Here is a 17,814-nt window from a genome sequence, read left to right as displayed (position 1 = left end):
CCGCCAGGTCCCCTCGCTCACCCACCCCCATAAAAACCACCCACCAACGCGGGGTGGAGCAGCCCGGTAGCTCGTCAGGCTCATAACCTGAAGGTCGTAGGTTCAAATCCTACCCCCGCATCCATACTCACAAAATCAGATACCGCCACATAGCCATGGTCCTCCCGTGGGTTCGCACGTTCCCCAACCATCTGTCATGAATAGAGGGAACAGACTCCACGAGGGGATGTGACCATCCTCATGTGAGAATCGATATCTTGTGTGCTGTTGATGCAAAGAACCACAGCATCTTGTGTTTCTGAAACCTGATTCTCTGGCTTATAGAAAACTTTAATAACGTCAATAACTGGCTGTTTTTGTAGCTCTTTACGTATTTTTGCCGGGAGAGAGGGGATTCAGGTCGCATCTTTCTGTTGAAAGTGAGAAGAGTTCTCATCTAACGTCATTCATGAAGCAACTCGCAGAGAGAGGGAGAGGCCTCATGAACATCATTCAGATTGCCGAACGGCGTGACACCATCCATGACGCTTCCATGAAGACACTGGCGCGGGAGGAGCAGACGGCCCTGTGGGCCCTGCGGTATCTGCTGGGGCCGAGCTGCTGGCGGCGCTCCATGTCTCTGTCTGGGCTCCTGGGGCAGGAGGCAGAGCGCCTTCAGGAGCGGTTCAAGGCGCTTTTTCTTCATGCTGTCTGTGCAACCGCAGCCTTGGAATATTCGGCCACGGAGGAACATCTTCTGAACATTCTGTCAGATATGCAGAATGCCCCGGAGGAGCAGACTCTACATTCTGAGCTGGGCGAAGCGCTGATGCATCTTGGGCAGGCTCTGGCTGCTTATGGGTACTGGCTCCCCGTGCGCAAGAGGATGCAGTCTGTGGCCGAGAGGATGCCAATGCCGGCCTTGGCTCAGGATAACTATCCGGAAATGCTGGAAGCAGCGGAATAAGCAGTTTTCGGAACGATGCCGTGGGCTCCGTGCTTATTCTGTCTTGAAACCATGAGTATGGCAGTGTTTTTATACGGGTTTCTCGTTACAGACAGCCGGAGCCGATGTTGGAAGTACAGTCTATCACTTTCCCTGAGGGGATGACCCTTCAGTGTGGGGAGAAGATCGCTCCGCTGGGTATTGCCTATCAGACATATGGTGAGCTTTCTCCCACAAGGGATAATGCCATCGTCATATGTCATGCTTTTACCGGCGACCAGTATGTGGCCAGCCCGCATCCCGTTACGGGGAAGCCGGGCTGGTGGTCCCGTATGGTCGGTCCCGGTTTGCCTATCGATACGGACCGTTTCTTTGTCATCTGTGCCAACGTGCTGGGTGGCTGTATGGGGACCACCGGCCCCACAACGGTACGGGCCGGGACAGAGCGGCCATGGGGGAAGGATTTTCCTCCAATCACCATGCACGATATTGTGGCCGCTCAGGTAAAGCTGGTGGACCATTTTGGCATTGACAGGCTTTTTGCTGTCATTGGTGGCTCCATGGGTGGGATGCAGACATTGACATGGGCCACGGATTATCCAGATCGCGTCTTTGCTGCCATGCCGATTGCAACATCGCCGTTTCAGTCAGCCCAGAACATTGCGTTCAACGAGGTCAGTCGTCAGGCCATTTATGGTGATCCAGACTGGCACGGGGGGGATTATCAGGCCCATGGCGTCATCCCGGCCCGTGGTCTGGCCGTGGCCAGAATGGTTGGCCATATCACCTATCTTTCGGAAGAAGCCCTGACCAGGAAGTTCGGGCGGGAAATCCGTCCTGGCACCATGCCGGCCCCCCATGATCCACTGGCTGCCCTCCCTTTTGGGGGCATGTTCCAGGTGGAAAGTTACCTGCGCTACCAAGGGTCCAACTTTACGCGCCGCTTTGATGCCCATTCGTATCTGAGTATTTCGAGGGCCATGGATTTTTTCGATCTGGGCAGCGAGCATGGAGGCAGTCTTTCGGAGGCGTTCCGAGGCGTGAAAACCCGTTTCTGTGTTGTGTCTTTCAGTTCTGACTGGCTGTTTCCGACATCCCGTTCCCGGACACTGGTTCGGGCCATCACCCAGGCAGGAGGGCATGTGTCTTTCGTAGAAATAGACAGTGACCGGGGGCATGATGCGTTTCTTCTGGAAGAGCCGGATTTTGACAGAACGGTTCGTGGGTTTCTGAATGGAATGGCCCGTCAGGCCGGTCTGGCTGAGGGAGACCATCATCATGCGCTTTGATCAGGAGTTGATTGCCGCCATGGTGGCCCCCCATAGCCGGGTGCTGGATATCGGGTGTGGCGACGGAAGCCTGATTGGCCACCTGTCCAGGGAGAAGAATTGCGACGCCCAAGGGCTGGAGCTGGACATGAAAGCGGTCACGCAGTCGGTAGCCCATGGTCTGCCCGTCATGCATGGTGATGCCGATGTGGTGCTGGCTGATTATCCTGATGGAACGTTTGATTACGTCGTTCTGCAAAGGACGCTTCAGGCAGTGGACTGTCCACGGGATGTCCTGAGGCACATGCTGAGGATAGGTCGGCTGGCGCTGGTCTCTTTTCCCAATTTTGGACATTGGCGGCTGCGCTGGCATCTGTTGCGGACGGGACGGATGCCGATGACATCCGTCTGGCCTACCCCTTGGTATGAAACGCCGAACATCCATCCCTGTACGATCTATGATTTCTTTGCATTGTGTGAGGAAGACGGGTACGAGGTCTGTCAGTGGATGGTCGTGAACGGAAACCGTCAGTCCCATCTGGCAGGGTGTTCGCCCCATCTGGCCAATCTGTTCGGGGAGCAGGGACTGTTTCTTCTTCGCCGCAAAAGTGAACAGAAATGGAATTCACGGAGACGTTATAAGGCAGTTTGTAGGCCCTAACGATCTGTTTTCATTGTTTTTTATGGAAACAGAGGTGGCCTGCCTTTTTTGCGAAATAAGGTCATAAAAAGACATCGTCTTTTTCCTCTTGTTATAAGACAAATAGAGTCCTATTTTTGGGCGAGACGAGCGGAACACCTCAGGAAAGAGGGGTTCAGGCGTTTATTTTATGCGGTGTTGCCAGATCAGAGTGCTGGAGTAACGCCGGTTTTGAGGAAGAATCATGAGCAGTTTCAAAGCGCTCGGTCTGGCGGCCCCAATTTTGCAGGCGCTGGACGGAGAGGGCTACACCACGCCAACCCCCATTCAGGCTGGGGCAATTCCCCATCTCATGGAGGGACGGGATCTTCTCGGTCTGGCGCAGACAGGAACGGGCAAAACAGCAGCATTTGCTCTGCCCATCCTCCATTATCTTCTGGAACATCCCCACAAGGCGGCCCCCCGTAGTGCGCGTGTTCTGGTGCTGGCCCCGACGCGGGAGCTTGTGGCGCAGATTGCCGACAATTTTGCCGCCTATGCCCGGCACATGAAATTCTCCCATGCGGTGATCTTCGGTGGCGTGGGGCAGAACCGGCAGGTGGAAGCCATGAAGCGTGGCGTTGATGTCATGGTGGCGGCCCCCGGCCGTCTGCTGGACCTCGTCGGGCAGGGGCATATTGATCTTTCCACGCTGGAGATTGTCGTGCTGGATGAGGCAGACCGCATGCTGGACATGGGGTTTGTTCATGACATCCGTCGCATTGTGGCCCGTCTCCCGGAGAAGCGACAGACATTGCTGTTCTCGGCGACCATGCCGCCATCCATCCGTGAGCTGGCCCATTCCCTGCTGAATGACCCTGAAACTGTTCAGGTCACGCCGGAATCCAGTACGGTGGATCGCATCCGGCAGGCTGTCCTGTTCGTGGATTCCACAGCGAAGAAAGAAGCCTTGATGATGCTGGTCAATAATGACCGTGTCGTGCGGGCCGTTGTTTTTACGCTGATGAAGCATGAAGCCAACAAGGTGGCGGAATATCTCAGCAAGAATGGGATCCCGGCAGCCGCCATTCATGGGAACAAGTCGCAGGGGGCCCGGGAGCGTGCCATGCAGGGCTTCCGCGATGGCAGTGTCCGCGTGCTGGTCGCTACGGACATTGCCGCCCGTGGCATTGATGTGGATGAGGTCTCTCACGTCTTCAATTATGACCTGCCAAATGTGCCGGAAGCCTACGTCCACCGTATCGGTCGGACGGCCCGTGCTGGTCGGGATGGCTGGGCCGTGTCCCTTTGTGATGCCGAACAGCGTGCCTGGTTGCGGGATATTGAGAAGCGTATCGGCAAGAACGTGCCGGTGATTACGGATCACCCATACCATTCCACAGAGGCCCAGAACTCGACCCTGCCACCGCCTGTGCTGGGTGGTGGACGTGGCGGCCGGGGAGGGCGTGGCGGTAGCGGCGGTGGACGTGGTCGTTCCTCACGGCCGCAGACGTCCTCCCGCCCTGCTGCTGGTGGGCGGGCAGCCCCCGGAGCCAGAAGGCGGCGTTCCTCCTGATTCTTCTGTCAGTCATGTTCCAGATGAGAAACAGCCCCGTGTCATGCGGGGCTGTTTCTGTATGGAGTGCAGGATAAAGTGCAGGGCAGATTCGTCAGTCCGGCAGAAGGAGACGTCATGATGGTTGAAAAAACAGGAAAGCCGGTTGATCTGGTCTGGGGCCATGGAGCCCGGAAGATTGAGGTCTTTCTGGAACCAACCTGTCCTTTCTGTGTGCGTGCTTCCAGAAAGCTCATGCCGCTTCTGGAGCATGTGGGGGAGGACAGGCTGACGCTTCAGGTGCATCTTCATTCCCAGCCGTGGCATCTGTTTTCGGGTATTCTGGTCCGGTGCATTCTTGCTGCGACGACCCTGCCTGATGGCCGGGATACGGCCTGGCAGACAGTGCGGACGATCGGTGATCACAGGGAAGAGTTCGAGTTTTCCCATCATTGTGAAGGGCCGAACATGCAGACCACGCCCGACGATCTGATCAGCCGGCTTGAGGGTCATACCCGTCTCAATCTGGCGGCGCCTTTTCGCCTTCCCGGCGTGACGGATGCCATGAAAGCCCATGCCCGTTACGCACGGCAGCACGGCATTCATGTTTCACCAACTGTCATGCTGGATGGAAAGGTGGATGACCGTTTTCAGAGCGGGCAGTCCGTCGAGGAATGGGTGGCCCTTCTGAAGTGAGATGGGGCTGCCGGAGGCTGTATGGTCATTACGCAGTCTTCATGGGGCAGCAACATGGGCCACATGCGGCGTAGTGTAATGACGGGGAACGGGTGATCTGTTCAGGGAGACATGGAATGAAACGTGTGGGTATTTTGCTGGTCATGGGATGGCTGGGGGTTGTTGGCCCGGTGAGTTCTGCCGGGGCGCAGATGTTTTCCGGCCATGTGCAGCAGATCAGTGATGTGCGGGACCGGAACGGGTCTTACGTGGGGAGCATCGACGGGGACGGAACCCTGCGGGACCGTAATGGTTCTTCCATTGGCAGCCTTGAGCAGGATGGCCTCATCCGTGACCGGAACGGTGCGTCTTTCGGCAGTATGGAGGATGATGGAACCGTGCGTGACCGGAATGGCTCGTCTGTCGGCAGTCTGGATGATGATGGAACCGTGCGGGACCGGAACGGGTCTTACGTGGGGAGTATCGACAGGGACGGTACCCTGCGTGACCGTAATGGTTCGTCCGTTGGTAGTATTGATAAGGATCGTCTGGGGGAACAGCTCTCCAGGGAAGACCGGACGACGGGTGCTCTGATCCTGCTGCACCGTCTGCCCCGGTAAGCCGTGTCACACCATCAGCAGGCCAGCCCTGCATGAAGTGCACTTGTTGTCCGGTTGGCAAACTTTCACCGTGAAGACGGGGCGGTGACGCCCCTCTCCAACAGGGGATAACAGACCCTGTCCCGGCAGGGTCTTCATAATGAAAGGCTGGGAACATGCCGACAACAGCATCTCATGAGCACAAGGCACCTCATGCCAGCAGCTCTCTGCATGAGCTGGCCCGCAAGGCCATCCATACACCGAAGCTGCTGACAAAGGATGAGATCATCCGACTGGCAGATCATGTTCTGAAGAGTGGTGAGCACGCCACGGACGCAGAACGTGACATCGCCCGGAAGGCTCACCACAATCCCGAAGGGCTGGAAGCCTCCCACATCACGGCTCTGGGCAGACGGGCCGAACACGATCACCGGGGCTGACTGGTTCCATACGTGAAGACTGTCACGGGCCTGCCATTCCCTGAGGGAGGGCAGGCTTTTTTTGATGCCTTCAAGGGGCAGTCGAGGCCCCCGGCTGAGCCCCCGTAGTGCCTGCCTGACCGGCCTCAAAGAGGAGGTCAGCACGAAAGACACGCCCCAACGGACCGGTTTCCATCAGGCGTTGAAAGATGATCTTGTGAGAAGTCTGCCTTATGGCGGATGGGGTGAACTCCTAACCTCTGATCCTTTCTTTTTCCTTAAATTAAAAAAACTCCCTGAAAACAGCCAGTTATGAGAATGTTCTTTTTCTCCCTCTTTCATTTTTTCCCTCTATAGCGCAAGAATGAAGTAAGGACAGAGAATGGGATGTTAAGGATACATGGCCCGGCGTTTATACAAGCTGACAGACAAAACCATTCAATCGCTACCGGAAGGCAATCATAGCGATGGTGGAAATCTGTATATCCGTATCCGGGTGAAGGGTGATCTTGTGCATCGCTTCTGGAACATTCGTTACAAAAGCCCGGCTACAGGCCGTATCAGAGAAATGGGCATCGGCTCATTTGAAATATGCAGTTTGCGGGAAGCTAGGCAGAAGGCTTTTCATGCCCGGAAGCTCATTGCCGATGGTGTGGACCCGCTGGAAGAACGGCAAGGCGAACAAGCAGAGCATTTGCGCCGGGTAGGTAAGACATTTGCCTATGCCGTGCAGGCTTACCTTCAGCGTCAAAAAGTAAAATGGAGAGACCCCAAAGCTCCTTCTGCATTTCTCAACACGCTAGAGCAATATGCCTTCCCAATTATAGGTCAGAAGCCCGTTGCGGCCATCTCACAGAATGATGTGTTAGCCGTTCTGCTTCCTATTTGGGAAAGCAAAACAGAAACGGCCCGGCGTATCCGTAACCGCATAGAACAGGTCTTAGATTATGCGACTGCCCTGCATTGGCGGGAAGGTGACAATCCGGCCCGATGGAACGGCCCCCTTGCTCATATCCTGCCAGAACCAGCTAAACTGATACGGGATCGCAAGCAGCCACATTATGCCCTGACAGTTGAGCTATTGGGGCAGGCCATCAAACACCTTGAGCACGTGGGAAGTGTTGGCGCTCTGGCTGTTCGTTTCTGTGCCTTTACGGTTTGCCGTTCTGGAGAGGTGCGTGGGGCCCGCTGGCAGGAAATTAACCTAACGGACGCCGTATGGACGATCCCGGCGCACCGTATGAAAGCTGGCAAGGAGCACCGTGTGCCTCTTTCCCATGCGGCTATGTCAGTGCTGGAATTAGCTAAGCCTCTTTATGATGGGCGCATGGATGCTTTGGTTTTCCCCAATAACAAAGGTGCGGCTCTTTCCGACGTGGCTTTAAGTAAGGCTCTCAAGAACGCTGCATACCCCCTGACAGGGGATAGGAAAGCGACCGTTCACGGGATGCGGTCCACGTTTCGGGATTGGGTGGCAGAAGAAACAGAGTATGACGCTACAGCGGCAGAACTAGCCCTTGCTCATACGGTAGGTAGTACAGTCGAGCGGGCCTATCGCCGGGGGGATATGTTCGCTAAGCGCCGGGCATTGATGGAGGCGTGGGCTGAAAGACTAGGAAAGACATTATGACAATATCAAGAATAGATATTCTTAAATTATTCTATGATACTATAGTAAAGTCACTTTCCTCTTATGAGAAAGAGTCTGAAATAAATGTTTTATCTAAAGGTGATGTTTCAATAAGCATATCTTATGATGAACTAAACATAATGGCTGATATTATAAGGGATATAATATTTTCTGGTGCATATGGCATTCCTGGTGTTAGTAATTATTTAATTAGTTCTACTCTTGGTAAAAGTTTAGGTCTGGAAAAGCATAATTTTAAAAAATGGATTCACTGTTCTGATGGTTCAGAATCAATTTCAAGAGTGAAGTATTATAAAAAACAGATTAACGATTGGTTTGATGATAGTAGAAATATGATTTGCGATAATGATATTAATAATAATATTAAAAAGGCTATTGGTGCTCCCAGTAAAATAAATAATAGAAGACATATTTTTAATTCTACAGTGTCCAGCATCAATGCAATCTGTAAAGCTCAGGGAGTGGATGTGTATGATTTTTGGGATGGAAAGTTAGCGCGTTTATCGGATGAGCGGGCAGAAAGGAAACGCGCACAGAACGATTATATGAAGCAGATAGATAATTATAAGAAGATAATTGAACAGGAAGAAAATTATATAAGATTCATCGAAGAGCAATTATCAAAAGAGGTTTCTGAAAGGGTCATTCCGAATAATTCAAAGGATTTCTTTGAGGTGCATGAACACACTCCTTTGGAATATGTAGAAATAATTATTAACTACAAGTGGGAAACGCTTCACGAAAGCCGATTGAATATTCTTAGAGATATAAAGAATGACCTAAACTACTTGGAAAAATCTAAACGTAGCCGTGGCCGCCCACGGAAAAAGAGCATCCGTGTAGAAAAAATGGATACATCATGAAATGCGATTATCCTTTTTTCGTATCGGAAAGTTCTTCAAACCCTTTCGTGAGATCCATTGAAATATAAGGAGAAATCCAGTGAACCAGTTACCTTCCTATCTTTCCCCTAAGCAGTTCTGTGAAATGTACAGCGTGAGCGCTGCTACCCTGTATCGCATGATTGCAGATGGGAAGATTGAGGCCCGCAAGATTGGCCGTGTAACTCGTATTTCCCTAGAGGATGCAAAGAACTTCTTTGCTTCTTGCCCCAAGATGGAGACACGGGGAAAATATAACAGGTCATAAAAAGAAACCGCTGCCAGAGCCAACCAGCAGCGGCCTCTTGCTCTATTTGCCGGAACAGTTATACCGCCAAGTAAATATCGTTTCGGCAAATGGGCACCCATACAAAGATTTAAAAGGAAGTGCCTATGCGGAAGCATATACGGCAAGCGTACCTTAGCGCAAACAAAAATGAGAGTCTGTTTCAGGGGGTAAGAACTGCCCTGCCAGCTCATGCCCTAGCGATATTGTCCCGGCTTGCGCCCGGCGGGTATGTCAAAAGTGGCGAATATGTAGCCCTTTCTCCCTTACGGGCTGACAGGCATGTCGGTTCCTTCAAGTTCAACATCCGCAAGGGTGTTGGGGCAGACTTTGCCACAGGATGGAAAGGTGATCTGATTGATCTAGCCGCCGCTCTCTCTGGAGGCAGTAAGCTGGAAGGGGCACGCAATCTTGCCCGGATGATGGGGATGGAGGTGTCAGGTCATGACTGACATATTCCGTCCACTCACTGATGAAGAAAAACGCGGCCACCGGTTAGTGGGTGGCAGTTGTTTAGACGCTCATAGAAAGCCGCCCATGCACTTTACGCCTGTTCCGGTGTCTTTAGAGCATAGTGCAGCTATACCGCATCCTAGGACGTATAAACAGGCGCCTGTTACGGGGTTTTATTGCTATGATGATGGTGACGGCCTAACAGGCTTTGCCACCTTCCGCTACGATCCCCCCAATGCCCGCAAGCAGTTTGGCTGGCTGACATATGGCAAACTAGAAGGGGAAGACCTGCCACGCTGGCATTTTCGGGCACCGCCACCGCCACGGATGCTGTACAATCTCCCTGACCTGTTGGGAAAAGCGGATGCGCCTGTTTTGGTGGTTGAGGGAGAGAAAGCCGCCAATAAAGCCGCTCTTGCGGCAAGCTGGCAGGGCTATGCTGTGACAACATCATCCGGTGGGGCAGAAGGGGCACACAAAAGCGATTGGAGCCCGCTGGCAGGCAGAGAGGTACTGATAGCCCCTGACAATGACATCGCCGGGCAGGCTTACGCTCATGCCGTGGCAGAGTTAGCCAGGCAAGCAGGGGCACTGACAGTCCAGATCATCCGGTGGCCTGATTATTTTCCTAAAGGGTGGGATATTGCCGATGCCCTGCCAGTCCCTGAACAGAAGCACGTAACAGGGAGGGCGGCATAATGGCTGATTTGCCTGATGATTTAGTGCAGGCCGGTGCCATAGTCGAAGAGGCTCTAAGCGGTGGATACCTTCCAGATGATAGCTTTATGGCAGAGCTCATGCGCAAAGTTGCCAACAGGGAGCTGACAAACGAACAGGCCCTAGAGCACACCATAAACCGTCATCCAGACTTACAGGGTGTCTTTCGCTTTAATGAACTGACACTGCAATACGTCATCACCAAAGAGCTGCCACAGCTCTCATCTGTTTCCTTGCCGGTTGCTCATGCGGGCAGTTTCCCCATCCTGCTAGAAAAGTACCATGTCCAGCTACTCGGTGCATGGATGCGCCGCTTTGGCCTGAAAGCCAACAAGGACACGCTGGAAGCCCTTGTGATGGTGAGTGCCAACCATCACACCTATAACCCCATCAGGGCTTATCTGGAGGGCTTGCAGTGGGATGGCACAGAACGTCTTTCCAGCTTATGGGCGCGTTCTTTCTCTTTGGAGAATACAGCTTACCTGCAAGAGATTGGCAGGCGCTGGATGGTGGCAGCCATTGGCCGGGCTCTGGCTACAGGGCATAAGCCCTACAAGTTCGACTGGCTGCCCGTTCTGATAGGCGGACAGGGAAACGGGAAAAGCACTTTCTCTGCCATTCTCTTTGGAGAGTGGAACAAAGAAGGCTTGCCCGCCAATCTGGCAGACAAGGACGCCAAGCAGGAACTGCAAGGCGTTTGGGGGGTAGAGCTATCGGAATTAACGTCTCTAAGGCGTTCAGAGAATGAGGCTATCAAAGCCTTTCTGAGTGCTATGGTAGATAAGTATCGTCCTAGCTATGGGCGTACATTGCAGACTTATCCGCGCCGATGCGTCTTTATTGGCACGACCAATGAGCAAGAGTTTCTGACAGACGGTACGGGTAACCGCCGCTTCATGCCCATTAACGTAGGCTCACACTGCCTTGACTTTGGCTGGCTGGCAGAAAACAGGGACCAGCTTTGGGCAGAGGCTTACCAGCTTTTTTGTTATGACCCCGCCTTTGAGACTTGTGAGCCCTCATACCTGAAAGAAGAAATTGAACAAATCAGACGGGAAAGCATGGTCAGCGACATTCTGGAAGAATCTGTCATTAACCTCATCGAGGGCGATACCCTGCCCGATGCAGACGGTAAGGGAGGCTGTACTGTAGCCAGCATCATCAGAGCGCTTTCGTTGCCTATGACCCGTGCAATGGAAATGAGAGTTTCTAATATCCTGCGTAATTTAGGGGGTGAGAAACAGCGGCAACGGACAGGCAAAGGACGCTTCTATGTCTGGCAATTCAACCATATGGTTACGGGCTGAAAGATAGCATCACATCTTCCAAGCCGCTAAAGGGCAGGGCGATCCTTCGTTCTGTCCTTTTTTTTTGTGCATTTATTATGCTGCCTTAATATTAATTTTCTGTAACTGATTATTTTTTTATATATTTTACCTAAAAAGGTTAGGCCGGTTAGGCCAGTTAGGACAGCCCTAGAGAAAGCTGGCTTATAGCTGGCCTAACATTGGCCTAACTGGTCTAACCTTTTAATATTTGCATATCGTTGGCCCAACTATGGCCCAACGTTGGGACAGGGCTACAGCCAGCAGGAAACTGCCTTTTTTTCTGTCTGGCCCAACTGGCCTAACCTCTCTGAATTAGATTCAAACAAAGATATATTAAGGGCGTTTTGATAGTGTTTCAGTTTGGTTTCCAGTTTTAAGGCCCTAACCGTCCTATTTTAGGTCTTGCCTTTCTTACTGTTTTATTGCAGGCGCGTGCGCGCACGTACTGTTCACTTAAGTATGTGATGCCCGGCTCTAAGGCGTGCATGAGCCTGTTGGTTTTGTCGGATGTAGGCACTGCCACTTGATAAAAAATCATCAACAATCAAAAGGCGGGCTGGTCTTGCGCGTGTGTGGACGTGTCCATTCTGTCCAGATAAGCGGATAGATTCACGGCCTTGTAAAAGGCGGTCTTTCCCCTCTATTGTTACATGTAACGGGAGGAAGCTATGGCATCGACAACCAGAAGTCATGAACGTGTCCGCAAGCATCGGGAAGTGATGAAGCGGGCCGGTATGCGCCCTGTTCAACTTTGGGTGCCTGATACAAGGCGTCCTGATTTCACCCGCGAAGCATCGCGACAAGCGCGGTTGATACGGGCTTGCGATGAAAAGCAGGGCGATGATCTGGCTTTCTCTGAGCTAGCCGCTGCCCAGATTGAGGGCTGGGAATGAGGCGGGGCGATCTGGTCACGGTTGCCTTGCAGGGAGACCTTGGCAAGCCTCGTCCAGCTCTAATTATTCAGGCAGACAGCTACCATGAGACGGCCAGTGTCGTTATTTTGCCCGTAACAAGCACCATACTGGACGCCCCCTTGTTGCGGCTGACAGTAGAGCCAGATGGCGTTAATGGTCTGAAGAAGATGTCCAGCATCATGATTGATAAGCCATCGACCATACAGCGCGGGAAAGTAGGCCCTGCGTTTGGGCGGCTTCATGATTATCAGATGGTGGAGATTACGCGTCTGTTGGCTGTATTTCTGGGAATGGCTTAGGGCATTCCCCGCGTGGTGCTCTCACATGTGGGAGGCGGTTACGCTTCAGGGACAGAATCGGAAACTGTCATGCGTTTGCATGAAGTATGGTCTAAAGTAAGGACTGGAAAAGAGGTTTACCCCAAAAGGCGCAGGAAACTGCCATTTTTTGAGGTGCTTATGGCGGATGGGGTGGGATTCGAACCCACGGTACGCTTCCACGCACGCTGGTTTTCAAGACCAGTTCCTTAAACCGCTCGGACACCCATCCGTTCTGCCTTCCCATGGAGAAGGCAGGCACGGCCCCTGATACTGATTCACCCGTTGGGCGTCAAGCTGTGAAGCTGCGCCCGTTTCAAAAGGATGGGGCCAGACATTACTCTCCATCTTCTCTCAGTGTTGCGAATTTCGCCTTCATGGTCGCATTCCCCCGTGTGAGCCGCTTGATCGTGACGTCCTGCGCCTTGTCGTTGGCCAGACGCAGGTTGTTGTCTGACTTCAGGAGATTGTCCTTGATCTTCTGAAGATGGGAGATGGATTTGTCTATCTCTTCAACGGCTGTGTTGAACTGTTTGTGTGCGAGGTCATAGTTGCGGGCGAAGCCGGTCTTGAACGTCTCCAGCTTCTCCTCAAAGTTGGTCACGTCGATATTCTGCTGGCGTGTCAGTTCCAGCTCCCGCTTGTAGGTCAGCGCATTGGTGGAGGCATTGCGGAGCAGGGAGATGATCTGAAGGAAGAACTGCGGGCGGATGACGTACATCTTCGGGTAGCGGTGGGACACGTCCACGATGCCCGTATTGTACAGTTCGCTCTCGGGTTCCAGCAGGGAGACAAGCACGGCATATTCGCATTTCTTCTCCGTGCGGTCCTTGTCCAGTTCTTTCAGGAAGTCTTCATTCTTCTTTTTGGTGGCGGTGCTGTCAGCCTCGTTCTTCATCTCGAACATGATGGAGATGATTTCCGTTCCGCCTTCATCCGCATCCCGGAAGATGTAGTCCCCCTTGCTGCCGGAGCGGGCGTCATTGTCCTTCTCGAAATAGGCCCGTGGGAAAGCCATCGCCCGTGCCCGGTTGAACTCCACCTCGCAATGCTGCTCCAGCGTCTCACCGACCATCTTGGTAGAGAGGCGGGCCTTCATGTCTTTCAGCCGTTCGATGTGGTCATCACGGTCCTTCAGCTGAAGTTCGTAATGCTCCTTCAGCTGGGAGGCGGCGAGAGTATTTTTCAGCTCCATCTCTTTCAGTGTGTTTTGCAGGGTGTCCCGCTCCTTCTGGACAGCCTCAACCGCTTTCGTGACGGCCAGTTCCTTTTCCGCCGTACCGGCAGCCAGTCGGGCCTGAAGCTGATGGATCTCCGTCTCCCTGGCCTGCACGGCTTCCTGCAGCTGGGCTTTCCTTTCAGCTTCGGCGAGGCGGGTGGCCGTCTGCTGGTCCGTTTCGTGTCGTTCAATCTGACTTTTCAGGGCCTGTATTTCAGCATCACGGGCATGGAGGGCCTGATGCATTTCCTGCTCATGGGCAAATTTGACCCGTTCTGCGGCAAGCTGCTCTTCCCGTGCCGCCGCTTCCAGTTTTTCCTGTACCTGCCGGGCAAACTCCTTGTCCCGCACCTGTTTGACGATGTCGGCATAGCCTGCATTGTCGAGTGAAAATGATTTATGGCAGTGGGGGCAGGTGATGTCGTGTGTGGCCATGATGGAAACTCTTTCAGGATTGTGGAAGGTAGTTGGGAGACAGTTTTCTGATAGTTGGAGAGAAGGGAAGCAGGCCGGCTCATTACGGAGTGGCCTTGCTTGATCCCCGCAAGGGCGGGGAACATATTTTTAATGGAACCAATAAGGTGATCGGCTATCGGTTCATCCCCGCAAGGGCGAGGATTGGATTGTTTGTAATCTAATTTTGCTGGATGACAAGAGATTCTTTATAAATTGATCAGCTATCTTGTTATTTTATGGATAAAAGGAGGCAGATAGAAACGGTAGGGTAAAAAAGTGAGCTGAGGGCAGTTATCCTGCCTTCTGCCGAGACGGGAAAAGCTTGACGGAACTCCAGAGAGGCCGTAAAGGCGTAGGAAGTTTACGGACACGTCACTCCGCGAGGGTTCGCGCAGTGGCGCGTTTGTCATGGAATTAAGGATAGCCCGTGTTCGAGCAGCTCTCTGGCAGAATGTCGAAAGTTTTCGAAGGTCTTTCCCGCGGGGAGAGGCTTTCGGAGGGTGACGTCACCGAGGCCATGCGCGAGGTCCGTCTGGCCATGCTGGAGGCCGACGTGGCCCTGCCGGTGGTGCGTAGCTTCGTCGGCAAGGTGAAGGAGCGTGCTGTCGGCGGTGAGGTGCTGGATGGCGTCTCGCCCGGTCAGGCCGTGGCGAAGATCGTCAATGATGCGCTGATCGAGGCTCTGGGTGGTGCTGGTGCGGTGCCGCTGAACCTGTCGGCTCCGGCTCCAATTCCTTATCTTCTGGTCGGCCTTCAGGGGGCGGGCAAGACCACGACTGCCGGCAAGCTGGCCCTCCGTCTCGCCAGCCGTGAGCGGAAGAAGGTGCTGCTCGCCAGTCTGGACGTGCAGCGTCCGGCGGCCCAGCTCCAGCTCCAGCAGATCGCCGAGCAGGTGGGCGGACGCACGAATGGGCTGGTCACCTCCCTGCCGATCGAACAGGGGCAGGGGCCTGTCGAGATCGCCCGCCGTGCGCTGGATGCAGGGCGCCGTGAAGGCTTCGACATCGTCATTCTCGACACCGCAGGGCGTCTGGCCATTGACGAGGCCCTGATGGATGAGGTCCGTCAGGTTCGTGACGTGGCAAAGCCTGTGGAGACGCTGCTGGTTGTCGATGCCATGACCGGGCAGGACGCCGTCAATACCGCACAGTCCTTCAAGGACCAGATCGGCCTGACCGGCGTCATCATGAGCCGCATGGATGGTGATGCCCGTGGTGGTGCCGCCCTCTCCATGAAGGCCGTGACAGGAGAGCCCATCAAGTTCACCGGGTCCGGTGAGAAGATGGAGGCTCTCGAAGAGTTTCATCCCGAGCGTGTTGCCGGGCGCATTCTGGGGCTGGGCGATGTCGCCGGGCTGGTGGAAAAGGCGTCCGAGCAGCTCGATCAGGAAGAAGGTGAGCGTGTTGCCAAGCGGATGCTCGCCGGCAAGTTTGATCTGAATGACTATGTCTCGCAGATCAATCAGATCAATCGCCTTGGCTCCATTTCCGGCATTCTTGGCATGCTGCCGGGCATGGGCAAGCTGAAGGATAAGCTGGCGGGGAAGGATCTGGACACGTCCATCTTCAACCGTCACAAGGCGATCATTTCCTCCATGACAGCGCAGGAGCGCAGCGCACCGGAGATCATCAAGGCGTCACGCAAGAAGCGTATCGCCCTTGGGTCCGGCACGAGCGTTCCGGAGGTCAACCGGCTGCTCAAGCAGTTCAGTGAGATGTCCACCATGATGAAGCGGCTCAACAAGATGGGCGGCCTGTCTGGTCTGATGCGTGGCATGGGGGGTGCCGGTGGTCTGGGCGATATGTTCAAGGGGATGGGAGGTCCGGGAGGCCGTCCACCTTTTGGCTGAGTGTCCTCTTGGCTGTCTGTCTTTTTGTAATGTTCTGATGATGCAGGAGTTGTTATGAGCCTGAAGATCCGTCTGTCCCGCGCAGGTGCGAAGAAGCGTCCGTATTACCACATCGTGGTTGCCGACAGCCGCAGCCCGCGCGATGGCCGTTTTGTTGAGAAGGTGGGTGCCTACAACCCGATGCTGCCGTCCGACCACGCCGACCGCGTGCGCCTGAATGACGAGCGCATCAAGCACTGGCTGGAGCAGGGTGCCCAGGCAACCGACCGTGTGGCCCGTTTCCTCGGCCATGCCGGTCTGGCACCGAAGCCGGCCTTCCGTGAGCAGCCCAAGAAGTCCGCTCCGAAGAAGAAGGCCCAGGAGCGTGCTGCCAAGGCTGCTGAAGCCGCCAAGGCAGCCGAGGCCTGATCAGGCCTGAGCGGGAGATTTCTTCTTGTCACACCGTCCTTCACATCAGGATGTTCTGGTCGCCACGATAGGGCGTCCGCATGGCGTGCGGGGGCTCGTGCGCCTGCACCCGGCAACGGAGCATCCCGAGACGCTCGAGGAACTCGGGCCTCTTCATGATGAGACGGGCAGCGTGTGGCAGATACGCTGGAAGGCACCGGGCATTGCTGCCGTCCTGGGACAGGACGGACAGCCCCTGCCGGACCGGACGGCGGCAGAAAAGCTGGTGAACCGTAAGCTCTATGTTGCCCGTGAGGCTCTGCCGGAGGTGGAAGAGGACGAGTTCTATCATATCGACCTGATCGGTATGGAAGCCGTCCTTGCTTCCGGGGAGACTGTGGGGCGTGTTGTCAGTGTCCATGACTATGGGGCTGGCACCAGTCTGGAGCTGGAAGCGGGGCAGCTGATTCCTTTCACCATGGCCTGCGTGCCGGAGGTGGACATGAAGGCGAAACGCCTCGTGGTCGTCCCGCCGGAAGCCGTGGAAGTGGAAGGGGATCTGGCTGGTGAGGTGGAAGTCCGCTCATGACATGGCAGGCTGACATCCTGACCCTCTTCCCGGAGATGTTCCCCGGTCCGCTGGGCTGCTCCCTTGCAGGGCGTGCCCTGGAGCGGAACCTGTGGGCCTGTAGAACGCATGACCTCCGTCCGTTCGGGCGGGGTGTGCACAAGGCCCTGGATGATGCGCCATTTGGCGGGGGCGCAGGGATGGTCATGCGGCCGGACGTGCTGGATGACGCCCTGACCAGCGTGAGGCAGACAGATGATGGCCGCCCGGTGATCTATCCGACACCACGGGGCCATCGTCTGGGGCAGAAGGACATTGCACGGTACGTTCAGGGAGAGGGCGTCGTCATTCTCTGTGGACGGTTTGAAGGGGTTGATGAGCGGGTGCTGGAGAAACATGCGGTCGAACAGGTCTGCATGGGGGATTTTGTCCTCTCCGGGGGAGAAATACCGGCACTGGCACTCCTTGATGGCTGTGTGAGACTTCTGCCGGGTGTGATGGGGTCAGCCCTGAGCGGGGAGGAGGAAAGCTTCTCTGCCGGACTGCTGGAATACCCCCAGTACACGCGGCCTGCCACATGGGAGGGGAGGGATGTCCCGCCCGTCCTGCTTTCTGGCAATCATGGGGAGATCGCCCGCTGGCGAGATGAGAAATCCATCGCTGTGACCCGTACACGTCGCCCGGACCTCTGGGCCATGTATGAACAGCAGCAACAGAGTTGAGTTTTT

The 17,814-nt window shown here is 54.6% G+C and carries 20 protein-coding genes and 2 tRNA genes; 20 read left to right on the top strand and 2 right to left on the bottom strand.

The window, feature by feature from the left end; all coding sequences use genetic code 11:
- The first annotated feature begins 47 nt into the window (after positions 1–47).
- From GM608_RS05680 to GM608_RS05610, 16 genes are all read left to right on the top strand, one after another.
- Positions 48–124 (top strand) — tRNA-Met (locus GM608_RS05680).
- A gap of 357 nt (positions 125–481) precedes the next feature.
- A complete protein-coding gene (locus tag GM608_RS05675; RefSeq protein WP_043559754.1) occupies positions 482–946 on the top strand; it encodes a hypothetical protein in 465 nt (154 codons plus the stop codon).
- A gap of 104 nt (positions 947–1,050) precedes the next feature.
- Positions 1,051–2,214 carry a homoserine O-acetyltransferase gene (locus GM608_RS05670; protein WP_333645184.1) on the top strand — a complete coding sequence of 388 codons (1,164 nt, stop codon included), beginning with the start codon at positions 1,051–1,053 and terminating at the stop codon, positions 2,212–2,214.
- Positions 2,204–2,854 carry a methionine biosynthesis protein MetW gene (gene metW, locus GM608_RS05665; RefSeq protein ID WP_333645183.1) on the top strand — a complete coding sequence of 217 codons (651 nt, stop codon included), beginning with the start codon at positions 2,204–2,206 and terminating at the stop codon, positions 2,852–2,854. Before GM608_RS05670 ends, metW begins: the two co-directional genes overlap by 11 nt.
- 223 nt (positions 2,855–3,077) lie before the next feature.
- The gene (locus GM608_RS05660) at positions 3,078–4,388 is read left to right on the top strand and encodes a DEAD/DEAH box helicase (RefSeq protein WP_052349022.1); all 1,311 of its coding nucleotides are present in this window, start codon (positions 3,078–3,080) and stop codon (positions 4,386–4,388) included.
- A gap of 117 nt (positions 4,389–4,505) precedes the next feature.
- Positions 4,506–5,063 carry a thioredoxin domain-containing protein gene (locus GM608_RS05655; RefSeq protein ID WP_333645182.1) on the top strand — a complete coding sequence of 186 codons (558 nt, stop codon included), beginning with the start codon at positions 4,506–4,508 and terminating at the stop codon, positions 5,061–5,063.
- Between the two features lie 116 nt (positions 5,064–5,179).
- On the top strand, positions 5,180–5,662 hold the full coding sequence (locus GM608_RS05650) for a 4-fold beta flower protein (RefSeq protein ID WP_081563274.1): 483 nt from the start codon (positions 5,180–5,182) through the stop codon (positions 5,660–5,662).
- Between the two features lie 155 nt (positions 5,663–5,817).
- Complete coding sequence (locus tag GM608_RS05645; RefSeq protein WP_043559760.1) at positions 5,818–6,081, top strand: hypothetical protein; 264 nt, start codon at positions 5,818–5,820, stop codon at positions 6,079–6,081.
- 379 nt (positions 6,082–6,460) lie between these two features.
- Complete coding sequence (locus tag GM608_RS05640; RefSeq protein WP_333645181.1) at positions 6,461–7,690, top strand: phage integrase central domain-containing protein; 1,230 nt, start codon at positions 6,461–6,463, stop codon at positions 7,688–7,690.
- Positions 7,687–8,574, top strand: coding sequence for a hypothetical protein (locus tag GM608_RS05635; protein WP_333645180.1), 888 nt, complete (start codon positions 7,687–7,689; stop codon positions 8,572–8,574). Before GM608_RS05640 ends, GM608_RS05635 begins: the two co-directional genes overlap by 4 nt.
- A 79-nt stretch (positions 8,575–8,653) precedes the next feature.
- On the top strand, positions 8,654–8,860 hold the full coding sequence (locus GM608_RS08905; RefSeq protein ID WP_086441779.1) for a helix-turn-helix domain-containing protein: 207 nt from the start codon (positions 8,654–8,656) through the stop codon (positions 8,858–8,860).
- A gap of 224 nt (positions 8,861–9,084) precedes the next feature.
- Entirely contained in the window at positions 9,085–9,330 is a 246-nt protein-coding gene (locus GM608_RS05630; RefSeq protein WP_249090437.1) for a hypothetical protein, read from the top strand.
- The gene (locus GM608_RS05625; protein ID WP_333645179.1) at positions 9,323–10,030 is read left to right on the top strand and encodes a toprim domain-containing protein; all 708 of its coding nucleotides are present in this window, start codon (positions 9,323–9,325) and stop codon (positions 10,028–10,030) included. Before GM608_RS05630 ends, GM608_RS05625 begins: the two co-directional genes overlap by 8 nt.
- Entirely contained in the window at positions 10,030–11,355 is a 1,326-nt protein-coding gene (locus GM608_RS05620) for a virulence-associated E family protein (protein WP_333645178.1), read from the top strand. The genes GM608_RS05625 and GM608_RS05620 overlap by 1 nt, the downstream gene beginning before the upstream one ends.
- A 689-nt stretch (positions 11,356–12,044) precedes the next feature.
- Complete coding sequence (locus tag GM608_RS05615) at positions 12,045–12,269, top strand: antitoxin MazE family protein (protein ID WP_086431498.1); 225 nt, start codon at positions 12,045–12,047, stop codon at positions 12,267–12,269.
- Positions 12,266–12,589 carry a type II toxin-antitoxin system PemK/MazF family toxin gene (locus GM608_RS05610; RefSeq protein WP_154980849.1) on the top strand — a complete coding sequence of 108 codons (324 nt, stop codon included), beginning with the start codon at positions 12,266–12,268 and terminating at the stop codon, positions 12,587–12,589. The genes GM608_RS05615 and GM608_RS05610 overlap by 4 nt, the downstream gene beginning before the upstream one ends.
- A gap of 160 nt (positions 12,590–12,749) precedes the next feature.
- On the opposite strand, the gene GM608_RS05605 is transcribed toward GM608_RS05610, so the two are convergent.
- Both GM608_RS05605 and GM608_RS05600 read right to left on the bottom strand, forming a co-directional pair.
- Positions 12,750–12,839 (bottom strand) — tRNA-Ser (locus GM608_RS05605).
- 105 nt (positions 12,840–12,944) lie between these two features.
- A complete protein-coding gene (locus tag GM608_RS05600; protein ID WP_249109583.1) occupies positions 12,945–14,261 on the bottom strand; it encodes a DUF2130 domain-containing protein in 1,317 nt (438 codons plus the stop codon).
- Between the two features lie 448 nt (positions 14,262–14,709).
- On the opposite strand from GM608_RS05600, the gene ffh reads away from it, so the two are divergent.
- The 4 genes from ffh to trmD are packed head-to-tail and all read left to right on the top strand — an operon-like array spanning position 14,710 to position 17,808.
- On the top strand, positions 14,710–16,131 hold the full coding sequence (gene ffh, locus GM608_RS05595; protein ID WP_333645176.1) for a signal recognition particle protein: 1,422 nt from the start codon (positions 14,710–14,712) through the stop codon (positions 16,129–16,131).
- A gap of 54 nt (positions 16,132–16,185) precedes the next feature.
- Positions 16,186–16,539 (top strand): 30S ribosomal protein S16, encoded by a 354-nt coding sequence (rpsP, locus tag GM608_RS05590; RefSeq protein ID WP_043559767.1) that lies wholly within the window; start codon positions 16,186–16,188, stop codon positions 16,537–16,539.
- A 25-nt stretch (positions 16,540–16,564) separates the two neighbouring features.
- Positions 16,565–17,107: a ribosome maturation factor RimM gene (rimM, locus tag GM608_RS05585; RefSeq protein ID WP_043559769.1), complete on the top strand. Its 543-nt coding sequence runs from the start codon at positions 16,565–16,567 to the stop codon at positions 17,105–17,107.
- Positions 17,104–17,808 (top strand): tRNA (guanosine(37)-N1)-methyltransferase TrmD, encoded by a 705-nt coding sequence (trmD, locus tag GM608_RS05580; protein WP_282803187.1) that lies wholly within the window; start codon positions 17,104–17,106, stop codon positions 17,806–17,808. Before rimM ends, trmD begins: the two co-directional genes overlap by 4 nt.
- The last annotated feature ends 6 nt before the right edge of the window (positions 17,809–17,814 follow it).

The organism is Bombella sp. ESL0380 (assembly GCF_009725805.1).
Taxonomy (GTDB): Bacteria; Pseudomonadota; Alphaproteobacteria; order Acetobacterales; family Acetobacteraceae; genus Bombella; species Bombella apis.
Note: the sequence above shows the minus strand (reverse complement) of the source record. Positions and strands in the feature narration are given on the sequence as shown.

Coding starts and splice junctions, on each gene's coding strand:
- GM608_RS05615 (WP_086431498.1), top strand. CDS start 12,045: ATGGCATCGACAACCAGAAGTCATGAACGTGTCCGCAAGCATCGGGAA.
- rpsP (WP_043559767.1), top strand. CDS start 16,186: ATGAGCCTGAAGATCCGTCTGTCCCGCGCAGGTGCGAAGAAGCGTCCG.
- GM608_RS05650 (WP_081563274.1), top strand. CDS start 5,180: ATGAAACGTGTGGGTATTTTGCTGGTCATGGGATGGCTGGGGGTTGTT.
- GM608_RS05600 (WP_249109583.1), bottom strand. CDS start 14,261: ATGGCCACACACGACATCACCTGCCCCCACTGCCATAAATCATTTTCA.
- GM608_RS05625 (WP_333645179.1), top strand. CDS start 9,323: ATGACTGACATATTCCGTCCACTCACTGATGAAGAAAAACGCGGCCAC.
- GM608_RS05610 (WP_154980849.1), top strand. CDS start 12,266: ATGAGGCGGGGCGATCTGGTCACGGTTGCCTTGCAGGGAGACCTTGGC.
- GM608_RS05660 (WP_052349022.1), top strand. CDS start 3,078: ATGAGCAGTTTCAAAGCGCTCGGTCTGGCGGCCCCAATTTTGCAGGCG.
- GM608_RS05645 (WP_043559760.1), top strand. CDS start 5,818: ATGCCGACAACAGCATCTCATGAGCACAAGGCACCTCATGCCAGCAGC.
- trmD (WP_282803187.1), top strand. CDS start 17,104: ATGACATGGCAGGCTGACATCCTGACCCTCTTCCCGGAGATGTTCCCC.
- GM608_RS05640 (WP_333645181.1), top strand. CDS start 6,461: ATGGCCCGGCGTTTATACAAGCTGACAGACAAAACCATTCAATCGCTA.
- GM608_RS05635 (WP_333645180.1), top strand. CDS start 7,687: ATGACAATATCAAGAATAGATATTCTTAAATTATTCTATGATACTATA.
- GM608_RS05675 (WP_043559754.1), top strand. CDS start 482: ATGAACATCATTCAGATTGCCGAACGGCGTGACACCATCCATGACGCT.
- metW (WP_333645183.1), top strand. CDS start 2,204: ATGCGCTTTGATCAGGAGTTGATTGCCGCCATGGTGGCCCCCCATAGC.
- GM608_RS05670 (WP_333645184.1), top strand. CDS start 1,051: ATGTTGGAAGTACAGTCTATCACTTTCCCTGAGGGGATGACCCTTCAG.
- GM608_RS05620 (WP_333645178.1), top strand. CDS start 10,030: ATGGCTGATTTGCCTGATGATTTAGTGCAGGCCGGTGCCATAGTCGAA.
- GM608_RS05655 (WP_333645182.1), top strand. CDS start 4,506: ATGATGGTTGAAAAAACAGGAAAGCCGGTTGATCTGGTCTGGGGCCAT.